The sequence below is a fragment of the Paraburkholderia sp. PREW-6R genome, assembly GCF_039621805.1.
Classification (GTDB): Bacteria; Pseudomonadota; Gammaproteobacteria; order Burkholderiales; family Burkholderiaceae; genus Paraburkholderia.
The window spans coordinates 1,450,034-1,468,334 of sequence record NZ_CP155073.1 but is presented as its reverse complement, the minus strand read 5'-3'; the positions used below and the strand labels follow the sequence as shown (position 1 = coordinate 1,468,334).

The 18,301-nt window shown below is 63.0% G+C and carries 16 protein-coding genes; 8 read left to right on the top strand and 8 right to left on the bottom strand.

Annotated features, from left to right (window positions below; all coding sequences use genetic code 11):
• Positions 1–43: 43 nt before the first annotated feature.
• Positions 44–2,641, bottom strand: a complete 2,598-nt coding sequence (gene clpB, locus AAGS40_RS06380; protein WP_345813909.1) for an ATP-dependent chaperone ClpB — start codon at positions 2,639–2,641, stop codon at positions 44–46.
• Between the two features lie 116 nt (positions 2,642–2,757).
• Positions 2,758–3,258 carry an Rrf2 family transcriptional regulator gene (locus tag AAGS40_RS06375; protein ID WP_345813907.1) on the bottom strand — a complete coding sequence of 167 codons (501 nt, stop codon included), beginning with the start codon at positions 3,256–3,258 and terminating at the stop codon, positions 2,758–2,760.
• Positions 3,259–3,593: 335 nt separating this feature from the next.
• On the opposite strand from AAGS40_RS06375, the gene AAGS40_RS06370 reads away from it, so the two are divergent.
• Entirely contained in the window at positions 3,594–4,148 is a 555-nt protein-coding gene (locus AAGS40_RS06370; protein WP_345813905.1) for a group III truncated hemoglobin, read from the top strand.
• 84 nt (positions 4,149–4,232) lie between these two features.
• On the opposite strand, the gene AAGS40_RS06365 is transcribed toward AAGS40_RS06370, so the two are convergent.
• The 6 genes from AAGS40_RS06365 to AAGS40_RS06340 all read right to left on the bottom strand — a co-directional run bounded on the left by AAGS40_RS06365 (position 4,233) and on the right by AAGS40_RS06340 (position 10,657).
• Complete coding sequence (locus AAGS40_RS06365; RefSeq protein ID WP_345813903.1) at positions 4,233–4,712, bottom strand: molybdenum cofactor biosynthesis protein MoaE; 480 nt, start codon at positions 4,710–4,712, stop codon at positions 4,233–4,235.
• A 53-nt stretch (positions 4,713–4,765) separates the two neighbouring features.
• On the bottom strand, positions 4,766–5,023 hold the full coding sequence (gene moaD, locus AAGS40_RS06360) for a molybdopterin converting factor subunit 1 (protein ID WP_345813902.1): 258 nt from the start codon (positions 5,021–5,023) through the stop codon (positions 4,766–4,768).
• A gap of 24 nt (positions 5,024–5,047) precedes the next feature.
• Entirely contained in the window at positions 5,048–6,313 is a 1,266-nt protein-coding gene (glp, locus tag AAGS40_RS06355; protein ID WP_345814294.1) for a gephyrin-like molybdotransferase Glp, read from the bottom strand.
• 199 nt (positions 6,314–6,512) lie between these two features.
• Entirely contained in the window at positions 6,513–7,964 is a 1,452-nt protein-coding gene (gene thrC, locus AAGS40_RS06350; RefSeq protein ID WP_345813900.1) for a threonine synthase, read from the bottom strand.
• A gap of 8 nt (positions 7,965–7,972) precedes the next feature.
• Positions 7,973–9,304, bottom strand: a complete 1,332-nt coding sequence (locus AAGS40_RS06345) for a homoserine dehydrogenase (RefSeq protein WP_345813899.1) — start codon at positions 9,302–9,304, stop codon at positions 7,973–7,975.
• 105 nt (positions 9,305–9,409) lie between these two features.
• Entirely contained in the window at positions 9,410–10,657 is a 1,248-nt protein-coding gene (locus AAGS40_RS06340) for a pyridoxal phosphate-dependent aminotransferase (RefSeq protein WP_345813898.1), read from the bottom strand.
• A gap of 576 nt (positions 10,658–11,233) precedes the next feature.
• On the opposite strand from AAGS40_RS06340, the gene AAGS40_RS06335 reads away from it, so the two are divergent.
• The 7 genes from AAGS40_RS06335 to AAGS40_RS06305 all read left to right on the top strand — a co-directional run bounded on the left by AAGS40_RS06335 (position 11,234) and on the right by AAGS40_RS06305 (position 18,295).
• The gene (locus tag AAGS40_RS06335; RefSeq protein ID WP_345813897.1) at positions 11,234–11,608 is read left to right on the top strand and encodes an Mth938-like domain-containing protein; all 375 of its coding nucleotides are present in this window, start codon (positions 11,234–11,236) and stop codon (positions 11,606–11,608) included.
• 176 nt (positions 11,609–11,784) lie between these two features.
• Positions 11,785–13,527, top strand: coding sequence for a glycosyltransferase family 39 protein (locus AAGS40_RS06330; protein WP_345813896.1), 1,743 nt, complete (start codon positions 11,785–11,787; stop codon positions 13,525–13,527).
• Positions 13,528–13,558: 31 nt separating this feature from the next.
• Positions 13,559–13,930: an SMR family transporter gene (locus tag AAGS40_RS06325; protein ID WP_345813895.1), complete on the top strand. Its 372-nt coding sequence runs from the start codon at positions 13,559–13,561 to the stop codon at positions 13,928–13,930.
• Positions 13,931–14,100: 170 nt separating this feature from the next.
• Positions 14,101–15,252: a DegT/DnrJ/EryC1/StrS aminotransferase family protein gene (locus AAGS40_RS06320; RefSeq protein ID WP_345813894.1), complete on the top strand. Its 1,152-nt coding sequence runs from the start codon at positions 14,101–14,103 to the stop codon at positions 15,250–15,252.
• A 6-nt stretch (positions 15,253–15,258) separates the two neighbouring features.
• Positions 15,259–16,302: a glycosyltransferase gene (locus AAGS40_RS06315; RefSeq protein ID WP_345813892.1), complete on the top strand. Its 1,044-nt coding sequence runs from the start codon at positions 15,259–15,261 to the stop codon at positions 16,300–16,302.
• On the top strand, positions 16,299–17,234 hold the full coding sequence (locus tag AAGS40_RS06310) for a formyltransferase (RefSeq protein ID WP_345813891.1): 936 nt from the start codon (positions 16,299–16,301) through the stop codon (positions 17,232–17,234). Before AAGS40_RS06315 ends, AAGS40_RS06310 begins: the two co-directional genes overlap by 4 nt.
• On the top strand, positions 17,231–18,295 hold the full coding sequence (locus tag AAGS40_RS06305; RefSeq protein ID WP_345813890.1) for a bifunctional UDP-4-keto-pentose/UDP-xylose synthase: 1,065 nt from the start codon (positions 17,231–17,233) through the stop codon (positions 18,293–18,295). Before AAGS40_RS06310 ends, AAGS40_RS06305 begins: the two co-directional genes overlap by 4 nt.
• The last annotated feature ends 6 nt before the right edge of the window (positions 18,296–18,301 follow it).

The following is an 18,301-nucleotide window of genomic DNA, read 5'->3' as shown; positions in this document are numbered from 1 at the left end:
TGCTTCGCGTGATGCCAGCGCGTCGCTTCCGCTGGACGCTGACCTAGTGCACGACGCGCTCGAACACCAGCTTGCCGTCTTCCACTTCGACCGGAATCACGTCTTTCGGACCGAACTTGCCGGCCAGAATCAGCTTGGCGACCGGATTCTCGATCTCCTGCTGGATCGCGCGCTTCAACGGCCGCGCGCCGAACAGCGGATCGTAGCCGACCTTGCCGACATGTTCGAGCGCTGAGTCCGACACCACGAGTTGCATGTCGAGCTTGGCAAGACGCTCGTGCAGACGTTCCAGCTGGATCCGCGCGATCGACTGGATATTCGAGCGGTCGAGCGCATGGAACACCACCACGTCGTCGATCCGGTTCAGGAATTCCGGACGGAAGTGCAGCTTCACTTCTTCCCACACCGCGTCCTTCACGGCTTCCTGCGGCTCGCCGACCATCGACTGGATCACTTGCGAACCGAGGTTCGACGTCATCACGATCACCGTGTTCTTGAAGTCCACGGTGCGGCCCTGGCCATCGGTCATACGGCCGTCGTCGAGCACCTGCAGCAGCACGTTGAACACGTCGGGGTGCGCCTTCTCGATCTCGTCCAGCAGAATCACGCTATACGGCTTGCGGCGGACGGCTTCCGTCAGATAACCGCCTTCTTCGTAGCCGACATATCCCGGCGGCGCGCCAATCAGCCGCGCGACGCTGTGCTTCTCCATGAATTCGCTCATGTCGATACGGATCAGATGGTCTTCCGAATCGAACAGGAACGACGCCAGCGCCTTGCACAGTTCGGTCTTGCCCACGCCGGTCGGTCCGAGGAACAGGAACGAGCCGTACGGACGGTTCGGATCCGACAACCCGGCGCGCGAACGACGGATCGCGTCGGCCACGGCGCTGATCGCCTCGTCCTGACCGACCACGCGCTCGTGCAGCTTGCCTTCGATCTGCAACAGCTTCTCGCGCTCGCCCTGCATCATGCGCGACACCGGAATGCCCGTGGAACGCGACACGACTTCCGCGATTTCCTCCGCGCCAACCTGCGTGCGCAACAGACGCGGCCGCGTCGGATTGTTCTGCTCGTTTGCTTCGGCCTGCGTCACTTCCTTCAGCTGGGCTTCCAGACCCGGCAGCTTGCCGTACTGCAATTCGGCGACCTTTTCCAGCTTGCCTTCGCGTTGCAGACGCGTGATTTCCGCGCGCGTCTTCTCGATCTCTTCCTTCAACTGTGCGCTGCCCTGCACCGCTGCCTTTTCGGCCGTCCAGATTTCTTCGAGGTCCGAATATTCGCGATCGAGACGTTCGATCTCTTCCTCGATCAGTTGCAGACGTTTCTGCGACGCTTCGTCCTTTTCCTTCTTGACCGCTTCGCGCTCGATCTTCAACTGAATCAGACGACGGTCGAGCCGATCCATCTCTTCCGGCTTCGAGTCGATTTCCATCTTGATTTTCGACGCGGCTTCATCGATCAGATCGATTGCCTTGTCCGGCAAGAAGCGATCCGTGATGTAGCGATGCGACAGCTCGGCCGCCGCGACGATCGCCGGGTCGGTAATGTCCACGCCGTGATGCAGTTCGTACTTCTCCTGCAAACCACGCAGGATCGCGATGGTCGCCTCGACGGTCGGTTCATCGACCAGCACCTTCTGGAAGCGGCGTTCGAGCGCGGCATCCTTCTCGATGTACTTGCGATATTCGTCGAGCGTGGTCGCGCCGACGCAATGCAATTCACCGCGCGAGAGCGCCGGCTTGAGCATGTTGCCCGCGTCCATTGCGCCTTCGGCCTTGCCCGCGCCCACCATCGTATGAATTTCGTCGATAAAGACGATGGTCTGCCCTTCGTCCTTCGCGATGTCGTTCAGCACCGCCTTCAGGCGCTCTTCGAACTCGCCGCGATACTTGGCGCCCGCCAGCAACGCGGCCATGTCGAGCGACAGCACGCGCTTGCCCTTCAGCGTTTCCGGCACTTCACCGTTGACGATCCGTTGCGCGAGTCCTTCGACAATCGCGGTCTTGCCCACGCCCGGTTCGCCGATCAGCACCGGATTGTTCTTGGTACGGCGCTGCAGGATCTGGATCGAGCGGCGAATTTCGTCGTCGCGGCCGATCACCGGGTCGAGCTTGCCCGCGCGCGCACGTTCGGTCAGGTCGACCGTGTATTTCTTCAGCGCTTCGCGCTGGCTTTCCGCATCCTGGCTATGCACCTGCGAGCCGCCGCGCACCGCTGCAATCGCGCTTTCGAGCGACTTGCGCGACAACCCATGCTGACGCGCGAGACGGCCGGCTTCACCTTTGTCGTCGGCTACGGCGAGCAGGAACATCTCGCTCGCGATGAACGTGTCGTTCAGCTTTTGCGCTTCCTTGTCCGCCTGGTTGAGCAGGCCGGTCAACTCGCGGCCGATCTGCACGTTGCCGTCCGTGCCGCGTACTTGCGGCAGGCGCGTCATGGCTTCGTCGAGCGAGGTTTGCAGCGCCTGGACATGCACGCCGGCACGCGAGAGCAGCGAGCGCGCCGAGCCGTCCTGCTGCGCGACGAGCGCAGACAGCACGTGGACGGGTTCAATGTACTGATTGTCGTGGCCTACCGCGAGACTCTGCGCGTCGGCCAGCGCTTCCTGGAATTTAGTGGTTAGTTTGTCGATTCTCATCAAGAGACCTCCAATTTCGATTACCACCAAAATGAGGCGATTTACCCGCGTTTCAAGCGCTTTTTTGCGTCTGGAGACAAGTTTTTACCTTTTGACGCGCGCGAACCGTTCGTCGCTCAGCCAACGGGCGCCGAACCGGCGGGAGGCGCGGCTGCGGGCACGATAGGAATCACCTGACTCAGACCGAGCAGCGCGGCGAGAGGCCCATGCGGCTCTGCGACCTCTCCGATCGTGTGACGGTCCAGTTCGGCCAGGAAAGCGTTGCGCGCCGCCTCGAGCGCGCCGCGCAGGCGGCATTGTGGCGTTATCACACAGGGCCGGCGCTGGCCGTGCTGATCGGGAAAGCAGCCGACGAGCGCAAAGTCGCTCTCCGTTGCCCGCACGATCTCGCCCACCGTCAGTTCGCTGGTGTGTCCGGCCAGTCGAAGGCCGCCGTTGCGGCCGCGCACGGTTTCAACCCAGCCGAGCTCGCCCAGTTGCTGCACCACCTTCATCAGGTGGTTCTTGGAGATGTCGTAAGCGTCCGAGATCTCCTGGATCGTCGACAAGCCTTCGCCGCGCACGGCGAGAAAGAGCAGGACGCGCAGTGAATAGTCTGTGTAGTCGGTCAGTCTCATAAGTACGGGTGCCGCATGAGCGCAGACCGCGATCCGGATTAAAACCGCGTCGACGCGAGGGTTGCGGGGAGCTGTCAGCCGCCCTAAGATGCAGGCGCTGAGCATGTTTGATTCACGGCTGTCAGCTCTGCGAGGGTCATTCAACGGTAATGGTAACGTTTCCTGACGTTCTCATTCTCACGAAAAGCAGCGTATTGGCAAGCCGCTTCCTTCTGCGCTGACATCCCGGGCCGACCTGCGCGCCGACGACCGCGCCGACGCAGTCCAGTCGAATGCGACATGATGTAGCGCCGCCATTCGGCTCGCGCAGCATTGGCACGTTTTCCGGAATTCGCATGAACCCATCTTTTCCTGCCGCACCGCTCACCCCGCGCGCTGCGGAACCTACCGACGCGAACATTCGCGAGCTTGTCTACGGCTTCTACGACCGCGTGCGCGCCGACCCGCAGCTCGGCCCGCTCTTCGAGGCGACGCTCGCCGGCCGCTGGGACGACCATCTGCCGAAAATGTGCGCGTTCTGGGCAAGCCTCGTGCTTGGCGCGAAGCACTACCGCGGCAACGTTCAGCAGGCCCACCAACCGCTTGAGGGCGTCGAGCCGCAACACTTCAGCCGCTGGCTCTATCTGTTTCTGGATACCGTGCAATCGCGCTATCAGCCCGCCGCCGCGGTGCGCTTCATGGAGCCGGCACTGCGCATTGCGCAAAGCCTGCAGCTGAGCCGGTTTGGCTGGGATTACACGATTCCGGAGGAGCAGCGGGCGCTATTGGAGCGCATCGCGCCACGTCGTCCGCGCGAAGACGACTCGGATGATCACGCGGCTCTCGCGAAGCGGCCAGCGGGCGAGCCGTTTCCGGCGCGCATTGTCGGGCGCTCGCGGGAAGATGAGTAACGGCGTCTGCAATCCAGTCGCACCGCATCCGGATCGGACGCCGGAGTGGTCATGCGGTCGCCGCGGTCGCTTGCCTCACCACGCTCAACCGGCATCCATGCCTTCGCCTGACTGCATGCTCCATCGCGCAAGCGCGGCATCGTCGGTAACGCGGGCGTCGACCCAGCGCTCGCCGGCGTCGGTCTTTTCCTTCTTCCAGAACGGCGCCTGCGTTTTCAGATAGTCCATCACGAACTCGCACGATGCGAATGCGTCGCCCCGATGCGCAGCCGTCGTTGCGACCAGCACGATCTGATCGAGCGGATACAGCTTGCCGACCCGGTGCACGATCAGCACCTCGATTCCCGGCCAGCGCTCGCGCGCCGTCGCGACGATCGCATAGAGCGATTTTTCCGTCATGCCGGGGTAATGCTCGAGTTCCATCGTTTCGACTGTGCTGCCGTCGTTCAGATCGCGCACCGTGCCGACGAAGCACGCAACCGCGCCAATCTTCGGATTGCGCGCACGTAGTGCCGCCACCTCGGCGGTCAGATCAAAGTCTTCCGTTTGGACGCGGACGGGCATGAATGGCTCCAGGACTGAAAGCGGACGGGTCCGGCAAAAACAGCGCGCGCGGTCTAGCCGCCGGTCACGGGCGGGAAGAACGCAACTTCGCAACCCTCGGTGATACGCGTGCCCGCGTCGGTCATCACGTGGTTGCAGGCCATGCGCAGCGCTCGGCCCTCGGCAAGCGTGTCCGCCCAGATGCCGCCGCGCACGCGCAGCCAGGCGCGCACGTCGCCTACCGTGGCGATGCTCTCGGGTACATCGACTGTTTCGTCGGCACGTTCGAGCGCTTCACGCACGCTCGCGAAATAGCGGAGTTGAATCTTCATCGGATGCACCGGCTGCGGCCGGCCTCAGTTCAGCAGTTCGGAAAAGGGAATGAAGCGCACGGTGTCGCCGGCGCTGATCGCATGATTCGGCGGGTTGTCGATCAGACCGTCGCCCCAGACCGTCGAGGTCAGCACGGCGGAACTCTGGTTCGGGAACAGATCGAGACCGCCGGCCTCGTTGACGCGCGCGCGCAGAAACTCGTTGCGGCGGTCGGCCTTCTTTTGCGTGAAGTCGGCCCGCAGCGACAGCGAACGGGGCGCTACGGAGCGCACGCCTGCCATGCTCAGCACGAACGGGCGCACGAAGAGCAGGAACGTGGCGAACGCCGACACGGGATTGCCCGGCAAACCGATAAAAAACGTTTCGGCACGAGTGGCGGGTTGCGCCGAGCCGGCTGCCGGTGCCGGCTGCACTTGTGCGGCAGCCGCTACGTCGCGCCGAACCGCGCCGAAAGCGAGCGGCTTACCGGGCTTCATGGCGATCTGCCACATCGACAGGCGCCCCTCCGCTTCCACCGCCGGCTTCACGTGGTCCTCTTCGCCGACCGACACGCCGCCGCAGGTCAGAATCAGGTCGTGGGCTCTGGCGGCATCGCGCAATGTGGCGCGTGTGGCGTCGAGTTTGTCGACGACGATACCGTAGTCGGTGACCTCGCAGCCCAGCTTCTCCAGCAAGCCGCGGAGTGTGAAGCGGTTCGAGTTGTAGATTGCGCCAGGCCTGAGCGGTTCGCCGGGCATGGTCAGTTCGTCGCCGGTAAAGAACACGGCGACTTTCACGCGGCGGCGAACCTCCAGACTGGCGCAGCCGACCGAGGCCGCAAGGCCCAGTGCCTGGGGCGTGAGCCGCGTGCCGGCGGGGAGGATCACGGAGCCGCTCCGGATGTCCGCGCCCTGCGCGGTTATCCATTCGCCGGGCTGCGGGCTGTGCAGGATCGTGACTTCGTCGCCGGACGGTTCGGCCTGCTCCTGCATCACGATTGCGTCAGCACCTGGCGGCACCGTGGCGCCGGTGAAAATGCGGGCGACAGTGCCGGCTTCCAGCGGCTGCGGCGCGTGGCCGGCCGGGATGCGTTGCGACACTCGCAGGGTGCGGTTGCCTTCGGCGAGGTCGGCGCTGCGGACCGCGTAGCCGTCCATTGAACTCGTGTTCATTGGCGGGACGTCCAGCGGGGATGTCACATCCGCCGATAACACGCGGTTCAATGCTTCCAGCGTAGGGAGCGATTCAGTGCCGGCAATCGGGCTCGCTGCGCTCAGCAGCGTGGCTAGCGCGTCGGCCGTGCTCAGCATCGGCGCGCGGGGCATTGGAGTGGGCATCTTTTTCGTCTCGAAGCCGCTGGTTTAAAGGATTGATTGTAGCGGTGTGAGCGCGAGGCTGCGGCGCGGTCGTGTGGCGGCGCGGTCGTGTGGCGGCTGCGTCTTGTGCGGCGCGGTCGGGGTCGCTCAGCCTCGCGAGCCCGCCGGGTTGGACACCCGGCGGCTTTTCCTTTTACCTGTCTGCTCTCGCGGCAATAAAGTCTTTCACGCGCTGCACGTCGGCCGGCAACACGTCGAAGCGTTGCGGCAATGATTCGATGCCAGAAAATGCGGCAGGACGCTCGGGCTCGCGTAACAGCGCCTCGCGAATCGTCTCGCCGAATTTCACCGGCTGAGCCGTTTCCAGCACGATCATCGGGATGCCGGGCTGCAAATGCTCGCGCGCCACTTTCAGCCCGTCGGCCGTGTGCGTGTCGATCATCGTGCCGTAGCGCTCGAACACGTCGCGGATCGCGTCCACACGATCCGCGTGACTGCTGCGCCCGGACACGAAACCGAATTCCTTCACGCGCGCAAAATCACCACTCGCCGCGAGGTCGAAACCACCCTTTTCCTCGACGTCGCGGAACAGCTGCAACACGCGCGCCGGGTCGCGATCCAGCAGGTCGAACACGAAACGCTCGAAGTTCGAGGCCTTCGAAATGTCCATGCTCGGGCTGGTCGTGTGATACGTTTCGGCCGCCTTGCGCACACGGTAAATGCCCGTGCGGAAAAATTCGTCGAGCACGTCGTTCTCGTTCGTGGCCACCACCAGCTTCTCGATCGGCAAACCCATCATGCGCGCGATGTGGCCTGCGCACACGTTGCCGAAATTGCCCGACGGCACCGTGAACGATACGCGCTCGTCGTTCGACTTCGTCGCCGCGAAGTAGCCCTTGAAGTAATACACCACCTGCGCCACCACGCGCGCCCAGTTGATCGAGTTGACCGTGCCGATCTTGTACTTCGCCTTGAACGCGTGATCGTTCGAAACGGCCTTGACGATGTCCTGCGCGTCGTCGAACACGCCTTCCACCGCAATGTTGAAAATGTTCGGGTCCTGCAGACTGTACATCTGCGCGGTCTGGAACGCGCTCATCTTCCTGTGCGGCGACAGCATGAACACGCTGATGCCCTTCTTGCCGCGCATCGCGTATTCGGCAGCGCTGCCGGTGTCGCCCGAGGTTGCACCGAGAATGTTCAGCGTCTCGCCATGCTTGTCCAGCGCATATTCGAACAGGTTGCCGATCAACTGCATCGCCATGTCCTTGAACGCGAGCGTGGGTCCGTTCGACAACTCCAGCAGCGACAGCGGCGCACCGTTTTCGACGCCCAGTGTCTTGAGCGGCGTGATCTGCGCGGCGCTTTCGCCGTCTCGCGTGTTGCAGTAGGTCGCCGCGGTGTAGGTCTTGCGGGTCAGCGCGCGCAGGTCGTCGGCGGGAATGTCGTCGCTGAACTTCGACAGGATTTCGAACGCGAGGTCGGCATAAGGCAGCGTGCGCCAGCGTGTCAGTTCGTCGCCCGTGACACGCGGATAGTCGGCGGGCAGGTACAGGCCGCCGTCTTTTGCGAGACCGCCGAGCAGGATGTCCGAGAAGGTGTGGTGTTCGCCGGCGCCGGCGCCGCGCGTAGAGAGGTAGTTCATCGTTCTGCCTAGTTCAGCGCTTCCATGCGCAGCTTGGTGACTTGCGAGACAACGGTCTTGAGCGCCTCGATCGAGCTGATCGCCGCGTTGACGTTTTTCTCGACCGTTTCGTGCGTGATCAGGATGATGTCGGTCTCGCCCTTGCCGTTCGCGTCGACCTGTTCGGATTCCTTTTGCAACAGTGCGTCGATCGAGATGCCGGTGTCGGCCAGAATGCGCGTGATGTCGGCCAGCACGCCGGTCACGTCCGCCACCCGCAGACGCAGGTAGTAGCCGCTCGTCACTTCGTCGATCGGCAGGATCGGTGTGCTCGACAGGCTGTCCGGCTGGAAGGCCAGATGCGGCACGCGATGCTCCGGATCGGCCGTGTGCAGACGCGTCACGTCCACCAGATCGGCCACCACCGCGGACGCCGTCGGCTCCGCGCCCGCGCCCTTGCCGTAGTAGAGCGTGGTGCCCACCGCGTCGCCGTGCACGACCACTGCGTTCATCGCGCCTTCCACATTCGCCAGCAGACGCTTTTCGGGAATCAGCGTGGGATGCACGCGCAATTCGATGCCTTTGTCCGTGCGACGCGCGATGCCCAGCAGCTTGATGCGATAGCCCAGTTCTTCCGCGTACCGGATGTCGATCGCGGCCAGTTTGCTGATGCCTTCGACATACGCGCGATCGAACTGCACCGGCACGCCGAACGCGATCGCGCTCATGATGGTCGCCTTGTGCGCGGCGTCCACGCCTTCCACGTCGAAGGTCGGATCGGCTTCCGCATAACCGAGTTCCTGCGCGGCCTTCAGCGCGGTCGCGAAGTCGAGCCCACGGTCACGCATTTCCGACAGGATGTAATTCGTCGTGCCGTTGATGATGCCCGCGATGTACTGGATGCGATTGGCGGTGAGCCCTTCGCGCAGCGCCTTGATGATCGGAATGCCGCCTGCCACCGCTGCCTCGAACGACACCATCACGCCGTTGGCGCGCGCCGCCTCGAAAATCTCCGTGCCGTGCACGGCGAGGAGCGCCTTGTTGGCCGTCACCACATGTTTGCCGTTTCTGATCGCACGCAATACCAGGTCACGCGCCACGCCGGTGCCGCCGATCATTTCAGCGATGATGTCGAGCGACGGATCGTCGACCACGGCATTGAAATCGTCGGTCAACAAGACGGTGCCCGCCTCGCTGCCGAGCGCGGCGGTTGCCCTGGCCGGGTTGCGCACGGCAATGCGCGCAATCTCGATGCCGCGGCCCGCGCGGCGTTTGATTTCTTCCTGATTGCGGCGCAGTACCGTAAAGGTGCCGCTGCCTACCGTGCCGAAGCCCAGCAGTCCAACTTTGATCGGTTCCATGCAGCGTGTGTTTTCGAGTAGAAGATTGAAAGAATACAGATTCGGGGCAGCGCGCGAGACGGCGCGGCCGACACAGAAGCGCCGCGCCGCACGCCCTATTGTGCGCTAGGCTGTGTGACGTTTGCGGTAGCCGTCGAGGAAGCGCGCGATCCGGTTGATCGAATCCGCGAGGTCGTCGACATTGGGCAGGAACACGACGCGGAAGTGATCCGGCGTTTTCCAATTGAAACCCGTGCCCTGCACGAGCAGCACACGCTCTTCCAGCAGCAGGTCAAGAATGAACTGCTGGTCGTCCTGAATCGGATACACCTTCGGGTCGAGGCGCGGGAACATGTACAGCGCCGCTTCCGGCTTCACGCAACTCACGCCGGGAATCGCGGTGAGCATGTCGTACGCGAGTTCGCGCTGCCTGTACAGGCGGCCGCCCGGCACGATCAGGTCGTTGATGCTCTGATAGCCGCCGAGCGCGGTCTGGATTGCATACTGACCCGGCACGTTCGGACACAGACGCATGGACGCCAGAATGCCGAGGCCTTCGAAATAGTCCTTGCCGTGGCGGCGGTTTTCGCCGGTCAGCCCCGAGATGAACATCCAGCCCGCGCGATAGCCGCACGAACGGTAGCTCTTCGACAGACTGTTGAACGTCACGGTCAGCACGTCTTCGGACAGCGCGGCCATCGACGTGTGCTTCTTGCCGTCGTAGACGATCTTGTCGTACACCTCGTCGGCGAAAATCACGAGGCCGTGCTGGCGCGCAATCTCGACCAGACCGAGCAGCAGCTCGTCCGAATACAGCGCGCCGGTCGGATTATTCGGGTTGATCACGACGAGCGCGCGGGTATTCGGCGTGATTCTCGCGCGAATATCGTCGAGGTCGGGCATCCAGCTATTCGATTCGTCGCAGATGTAGTGCACCGGCGTGCCGCCCGCGAGGCTCACGCCGGCAGTCCATAGCGGGTAGTCGGGCGCGGGGAGCAGCACTTCGTCGCCGTCGTTCAGAAGGCCCTGCAGCGCCATCACGATCAGCTCGGACGCGCCATTGCCGATGTAGATGTCGTCCAGCTCCACGCCGTGCACGCCCTTTTGCTGCGTGTAATGCATGATCGCCTTGCGTGCGGCGAACACGCCTTTCGAATCCGAGTAACCCGACGAGCCCGGCAGATTCAGAATCATGTCCTGAATGATTTCGTCCGGCGCCTCGAAGCCAAATGGCGCAAGGTTGCCGATATTCAGCTTGATGATCCGGTGGCCCTCTTCTTCGAGCCGCTTCGCATGTTCGAGAACGGGCCCGCGAATGTCGTAACAGACATTCAACAACTTGTTGGATTTGAGAATCGGTTTCACGGCGGGCACTTCATCCTGTTGATGGGCTGGGGCAAACGCTTGATGCAAAACACACCTGGGGGAAACATCGCCGGGGCGGGCACGTTCGCCAACAAGGGAAAGACGGGCGCGGCGCGCGGCATCGGCCGCCGGACGCGGGTGGACAGCCATTATGAGCCATGAGCCGGCCGCACGCCCCTGCGGCGGATCACGCCGGGCAGCGAGAGCAGGCTCGCGCCAGGTTCAAGCCAGACCCGGAGCCAGCCTGCAGGCCAGCCCGAGTGTACGAACCGGGGCAGGTAGCCGGCGGCCCGCGCCTGCCCGGGTGCGCGGCTCGTGGCGGCAGGTGGGCAAGGGCGCCGCAACGCGGCTAAAGGTTATAATTTAGCGGATTTTGGCCGACTTCCGCAATGCGCCGGCTGCAATGGCGGGGCTTTTCAGCCCGTTCCCGGGTCGCTTGTGGCCTGGCTGCGGCCCGCTTGTGGGCCGCTCGTGGGCCGCCTGTGGCCGCTTGTGGCAACCCTTGACACGCTGGTGCTGTCAGACAGTCATGCACCGGCCCGGTCAGAGAGGCGGAATGAATCAAGACGACTTCGGAAAACGAATTTGAAATTACATCAGGATTCCAGCGGCGCCCTGAACACCGTGACCGGTTACGGCGCCGACTATGTCGAAATCAATCTGGTGCGTCATTCGGGCAGCATTCTGCTGTTGCCGGACGCGCCGGTCGTCCCGTGGCCCATCTCGTCGTTCGACCAGCTAAGTCCCGAACTTTTCGCGATGCTGGCCGGCTACGCGCCCGAGGTGGTCGTGTTCGGCAGCGGCGACAAGCTGCGGTTTCCGCATCCGCGCCTGACGGCCGGTCTGACCGCGAAACGCATCGGCGTCGAAACGATGGACTTCAAGGCCGCTTGCCGCACCTACAACATTCTGATGGCCGAGGGCCGCAAAGTCGCCGCCGCGCTGTTGATCGAGGCGTAGCGCGGGCCGCGCTCGCGCGTCGCGAATTCGGAACGCGCCCCTCGCCGCGTCACGGCCGATCACGTACACTGCGCGCCATTGTCGGCGGCCGGGCTTCGCGGGCCGGCCGTTCGCGCATTGACACTATTTTGCTTCGCTGCCCACGGCGGCGACGCCCCAACAGGTTGAACTACAACATGAACGATACGCCGTCGAGGCTACCGCTCAACCGCACCACGATCCTGCTGCTGGTGCTGGCCCTTGCCGTGATCTGGTTCGTGCCGCTCGGCTGGCGCCATCTGCTGCCAAGCGACGAAGGCCGCTACGCCGAAATGGCGCGCGAAATGTTCCAGACCGGCGACTGGATTACCCCGCGCTACAACGGCTACAAATACTTCGAGAAACCGCCGCTGCAAACCTGGGCGAATGCGTTGACCTTCGCGTGGTTTGGCATCGGCGAATGGCAGGCGCGCCTGTACACCGCGCTGACGGGCTTTGCCGGCGTGCTGCTGCTCGGCTTTACCGGTGCTCGCGTGTTCAATGCGGCAACCGGCGTATTCGCGGCGATCGTGCTGGCCACGTCGCCGTACTGGAACCTGATGGGCCACTTCAACACGCTCGACATGGGCCTGTCGTTCTGGATGGAGCTCACGCTTTGCGCGCTGCTGCTTGCGCAGCGCCCCAACCTGCCGTCCGCAAACGTGCGTGCATGGATGTGGGTCTGCTGGGGTTCGATGGCGCTGGCGGTGCTCTCCAAGGGTCTCGTGGGTCTGATCCTGCCGGGCGCCGTGCTGGTGCTCTACACGATTGCCGCCCGCGACTGGGCCGTATGGAAGCGCCTGCATCTGATCGGCGGCCTGATCGTGTTCTTCGCGATCGCTACGCCCTGGTTCGTGCTGGTGCAGCAGCGCAACCCGGAGTTCCTGAACTTCTTCTTTATCGTCCAGCAGTTCAAACGCTACCTGACGCCCGAACAGAACCGCCCTGGCGCGTTTTACTACTTCGTGCCGGTGCTGCTGGTGGGCTTCCTGCCGTGGCTTTCGCTCACGGTGCAAAGCTTCCGCCATGCATGGCGTCTGCCGCGTCAGCCCAATGGTTTCGCGCCCGTCACGCTGATGCTGGTGTGGACCGCGTTCATCTTCCTCTTCTTCAGCGCGTCGCATTCGAAGCTGCTGTCCTACACGCTGCCGATCGCACCGCCGATCGCGCTCGTGATCGGCCTCTACCTTCCGCTCGTCACGCGCGAGCAGTTGCGCCGCCACCTGGCCGGCTATGCGCTCTTTCTGGTCGTGGCAGCCTTTGCCGCATCGTTCATGTCGCGCTTCGGCGACGCGCGCAATCCGACCGAGCTCTACGTGGAGTACCGTGTCTGGGTGCTCGCCGCGCTCGCCGTCGCCTTCGTGATGACGCTCGCCGCGCTCTGGCTGAATCGTCGCAGCCGCTCAGGCAGCCTTGGCACGTTCGCGGCTTTCGGGGCCGCGTGGCTGCTGCTCGGCACGATTGCCGGCACGGGCCACGACGTGTTCGGGCGCCTGAGTTCCGGTGCGCCGCTCGCCCCCCCGATCAAGGCCGCAATCGCCAGTCTGCCGCCCGGTACGCCGTTCTATTCGGTCGGCGTGCTGGATCACACGCTGCCGTTTTATATCGACCACACGATGATCATGGTCGAGCATCCTGACGAGCTGGCGTTCGGTGTCTCCGTCGAGCCGCAGAAATGGGTGCCAACCATCGACGCGTGGATCCAGCGCTGGAAGTCGGAGCGCTACGCGCTTGCGCTGATCCCGCCGGCCACCTACGACCGCCTGCTCAAGGAAGGCTTGCCGATGCAGGTCGTCGCACGCGACCCGCGCCGCGTCGTCGTGATGAAGCCGATTCAGGATGCCGCTGCCGCTGCTTCCAGCCCGACCCCGGCCGCCCGTGCGCCGGTGGAAAAACCGTAACAGCGTCTCCATATCCGAATCAGACGGTCAGATGAACCCGATTTCCCTCTTTTGCATTCTTGCCGGTGTGTCGTTGAACGCCGGCGCACAGTTGCTGCTCAAAGCGGGAACGAATGCCGTTGGACACTTCGAATTCACCCGTGCGAACATCCTGCCCATCGGCTTTCGCCTTGCCACACAGCCACCGATCGTTGCCGGCCTGACGTGTTATCTGGTCAGCCTGGTGTTATGGGTAGTCGGACTGTCGCGAGTCGACGTATCGCTCGCGTATCCGATGCTGTCGCTCGGCTACGTCGTGAATGCGCTCGCAGCCTGGTATCTGTTTGGCGAGGTGATGTCGGTGCAAAAGGTGGTGGGCATCGGCATTGTGCTCGTGGGCGTGCTGGTACTGACGCGCGGCTAGGCCAGTCAATAAGCGAACCGTAAGGTTCAACGCTGTAAGCTCCGCGGTTGCGCCCTTTTTCTGGCGCCGTCCAAGGCTTACGCAGACTTTGTGTTCTCAGACTTTGTGTTCTCAGACTTTGTGTACATCGCGCCCTCCGGGTTGCGCCCTTTTACTCGAGCCAGGCATTCATGAGCCAGTCCACACTACCGTTTTTGCCGTTCACCAAACCTGAAATTGATGAGGAAACGATTCAGGGCGTGGTCGACGTGCTGCGCTCCGGATGGATCACCACCGGTCCGCAGAACCAGAAGTTCGAAGCGGCACTGTCTGAATACTGCGGCGGACGTCCTGTGCGCACGTTCAACTCGGGCACCGCGACGCTCGAAATCGGGCTGCGTATCGCCGGTGTGGGCGCAGGCGACGAAGTCATCACGACGCCCGCATCATGGGTGTCGACGAGCAACGTGATCTATGAAGTCGGCGCGACGCCAGTCTTCGTCGACATTGACCCGGCGACGCGCAACATCGATCTCGATCTGCTCGAAAGAGCGATCACGCCGCGCACGAAGGCGCTGATTCCGGTCTTCCTGTCGGGTCTGCCGGTCGATATGGACCGCCTTTACGCGATTGCGCGCGCGCATCAGCTGCGTGTGATCGAAGACGCCGCGCAGGCGTTCGGCGCGAGCTGGAACGGCGAGCGCATCGGCAAGCTGGGCGATATCGTGTCCTTCAGTTTCCATGCGAACAAGAATCTCACGTCGATCGAAGGCGGCGCGCTTATCCTGAATAATGAGGACGAAGCGATCCTCGCGCAGAAATACCGGCTGCAAGGCATCACACGCACGGGCTTCGACGGGATGGATTGCGATCTGCTCGGCGGCAAGTACAACCTGACCGACGTCGCCGCCCGCGTGGGGCTCGGTCAGCTGCAACATATCGAGCGTTTCACCGCGCAACGCCGGCAGCTGGCACGCGCGTATTTCGACGGCTTCAAGGGCGGCGCGGCAGTCGAACTCGGCATGGGCCTGCCGCTTGCGGACTTCGAGAACAGCAACTGGCACATGTTTCTGGTCACGCTGCCGCTTGACAGACTGTCGATCGATCGCGCGGGCGTGATGAGCGAACTGAAGGAGCGTGGGATCGGCTCGGGCGTCCACTATCCGGCGATCCATCTCTTTTCGCTGTATCGCGCATGCGGCTTTACCGAAGGCATGTTCCCGCACGCGGAGCACTACGGCGCGAGTACCGTCACGCTGCCGCTCTTTACGCAGATGAGCGCCGACGACGTCGAACGTGTGTGCCGTGCGGTCAATGAAATTTGCGAACAATACGGAAAATAAGCGGAAATGATTTATTCGGAACATCGCGCTGTCGCACCGGAAGTGTCGGTCATCATTCCGGTGTACAACGAGGAAGCCGGACTGGCCGCGCTGTTCGCGCGCCTGTATCCGGCGCTCGACGCGCTCGGCACGTCGTATGAGGTGATTTTCATCAACGACGGCAGCCGCGACAAATCCCCCGCGCTGCTTGCCGAGCAGTTCCGCGCGCGTCCGGACACCTCGCGCGTGATCCTGCTGAACGGCAATTACGGGCAGCACATGGCGATTCTCGCGGGCTTCGAGCAGTCGCGCGGCGAGATCGTGATCACGCTCGACGCCGATCTGCAAAACCCGCCCGAAGAAATCGGCAAGCTCGTCACCAAGATGCGCGAGGGCTACGACTACGTCGGCACGATCCGCCTGCAGCGGCAGGACAGCCTGTGGCGCCGCAAAGCATCGCGCGCGATGAACCGTCTGCGCGAGCGCATCACGCGCATCAAGATGACCGACCAGGGCTGCATGCTGCGCGCGTACAGCCGCCATATCATCGACACGATCAACCGCTGCGGCGAAATCAACACGTTCATTCCGGCGCTGGCGTACACGTTCGCGCAGAACCCGGTTGAAATCGAAGTCGCGCACGAAGAGCGTTTTGCCGGCGAATCGAAGTACTCGCTGTATTCGCTGATCCGTCTGAATTTCGATCTGGTCACCGGCTTCTCGGTCGTGCCGCTGCAGTGGCTGTCGTTCATCGGCGTGATCCTGTCGCTCGGGTCCGCGGCGTTGTTCGTGCTGCTGTTGATTCGCCGCTTTATCATCGGCGCGGAAGTGCAAGGCGTGTTCACGCTCTTCGCCGTGATGTTCTTCCTGCTCGGCGTGATCATCTTCGCGCTCGGCCTGCTCGGCGAGTACATTGGCCGGATTTATCAGCAGGTGCGCGCGCGTCCGCGTTACCTCGTGCAGACCATCCTCGAACAGCGCGACGGCGCGACCGTGACTGAAACACCACGTCAAACCGTTGTGCAGGCCGTGCACGCCGCGCCGCTGATCGATCAGGGCCCGACGCCATGAAGCCGCGCGCTGTCGTATTCGCGTATCACAATGTCGGCGTGCGCTGCCTGCAGGTGCTGCTCGCACGCGGCGTGGACGTCGCGCTCGTCGTCACGCATGAAGACAATCCCGCCGAGAACATCTGGTTCGGCAGCGTCGCCTCGGTGGCGGCCGAGCATGGCATTCCGGTCGTGACACCCGCCGATCCAAAGAGTGCCGAACTGCACGCGGCTGTCAGCGCGGCGCGCCCGGACTTCATTTTTTCGTTCTATTACCGCCACATGTTGCCGGTCGACCTGCTCGCGCTCGCCGCGCGCGGCGCGTACAACATGCACGGCTCGCTGCTGCCGAAATATCGCGGTCGCGTGCCGACCAACTGGGCCGTGATTCACGGTGAAACCGAAACGGGCGCAACGCTGCATGAAATGGCCGCAAAGCCGGATGCGGGCGCGATCATCGCGCAAACTCCGGTGCCCATCCTGCCCGACGACACCGCCGCGCAAGTCTTCGACAAGGTCGCCGTTGCCGCCGAACAGACGCTATGGCGCGTGCTGCCGGCGTTGCTCGCGGGCGAAGCGCCGCATCTGCCGAACGATCTTTCGCAAGGCAGCTACTACGGCGGGCGCAAGCCGGAAGACGGCCGCATCGACTGGACTCAACCCGCGCAGCAGGTCTACAACCTGATCCGGGCAGTCGCGCCGCCCTATCCCGGCGCGTTTACCGACCTGAATGGTCAGCGCTTCATCGTCGCGCGCGCACGAATGGCGCCTGCCGGCGCGCTTCGCTCGGATTTGCCGCCGGGCCTGCACGTAAGCGATAATGCCGTTTTCGCGATCTGCGGCGACGGCCGTGCCATCGCCATCCACGAATTGCGGCGCCAGCATGACGGTGAGGAACATCCCGTCTCCCCGGCCGAATTCGCCCAGCTCATCCAATCTCCCCGTCATTCATGAAAACCCAAGGTTTCGCTAAAAAAGTCCTGATTCTGGGTGTGAACGGCTTCATCGGCCATCACCTGTCCAAACGCATTCTCGAAACAACCGACTGGGAAGTCTTCGGGATGGACATGCAAACCGAACGTCTCGGCGACCTCGTGAATCATGAGCGGATGCACTTCTTCGAAGGCGACATCACGATCAACAAGGAGTGGGTCGAATATCACGTGAAGAAGTGCGACGTGATCCTGCCGCTCGTCGCGATCGCCACGCCCGCCACTTATGTGAAGCAGCCGCTGCGCGTGTTCGAACTGGACTTCGAGGCGAATCTGCCGATCGTGCGTTCGGCCGTGAAGTACGGCAAGCATCTCGTGTTTCCGTCCACCTCCGAGGTGTACGGCATGTGCACGGACGAGCAGTTCGATCCGGAAGAATCGCAGCTGTCGTATGGTCCCATCAACAAGCCGCGCTGGATCTACGCGTGCTCCAAGCAGTTGATGGATCGCGTGATCTGGGGTTACGGCATGGAGGGTCTGAACTTCACGCTGTTCCGTCCGTTCAACTGGATCGGCCCGGGCCTCGACTCGATCTATACGCCGAAGGAAGGCAGCTCGCGCGTGGTCACGCAGTTCCTCGGCCACATCGTGCGCGGCGAGAACATCAGCCTTGTCGACGGCGGCGCACAGAAACGCGCGTTCACGGATATCGATGATGGCATCGCCGCGCTGATGAAGATCATCGAGAATAAAGACGGCGTCGCGTCGGGGAAGATCTACAACATCGGCAATCCGACCAACAACTTCTCGGTGCGTGAACTGGCGCACAAGATGCTGACGCTCGCGGCCGAATTTCCCGAGTATGCGGACACCGCGAAGCAGGTGCAACTGATCGAGACATCGTCGGGTGCGTACTACGGCTCGGGCTATCAGGACGTGCAGAATCGCGTGCCGAAGATCGAGAACACGATGCAAGAGCTTGGCTGGGCGCCGAAATCAACCTTCGACGAAGCGTTGCGCAAGATTTTCGAAGCGTATCGAGGCGACGTCGAGCAGGCTCGCTCGCTCGTCGAACAGCAATAAGGGCTG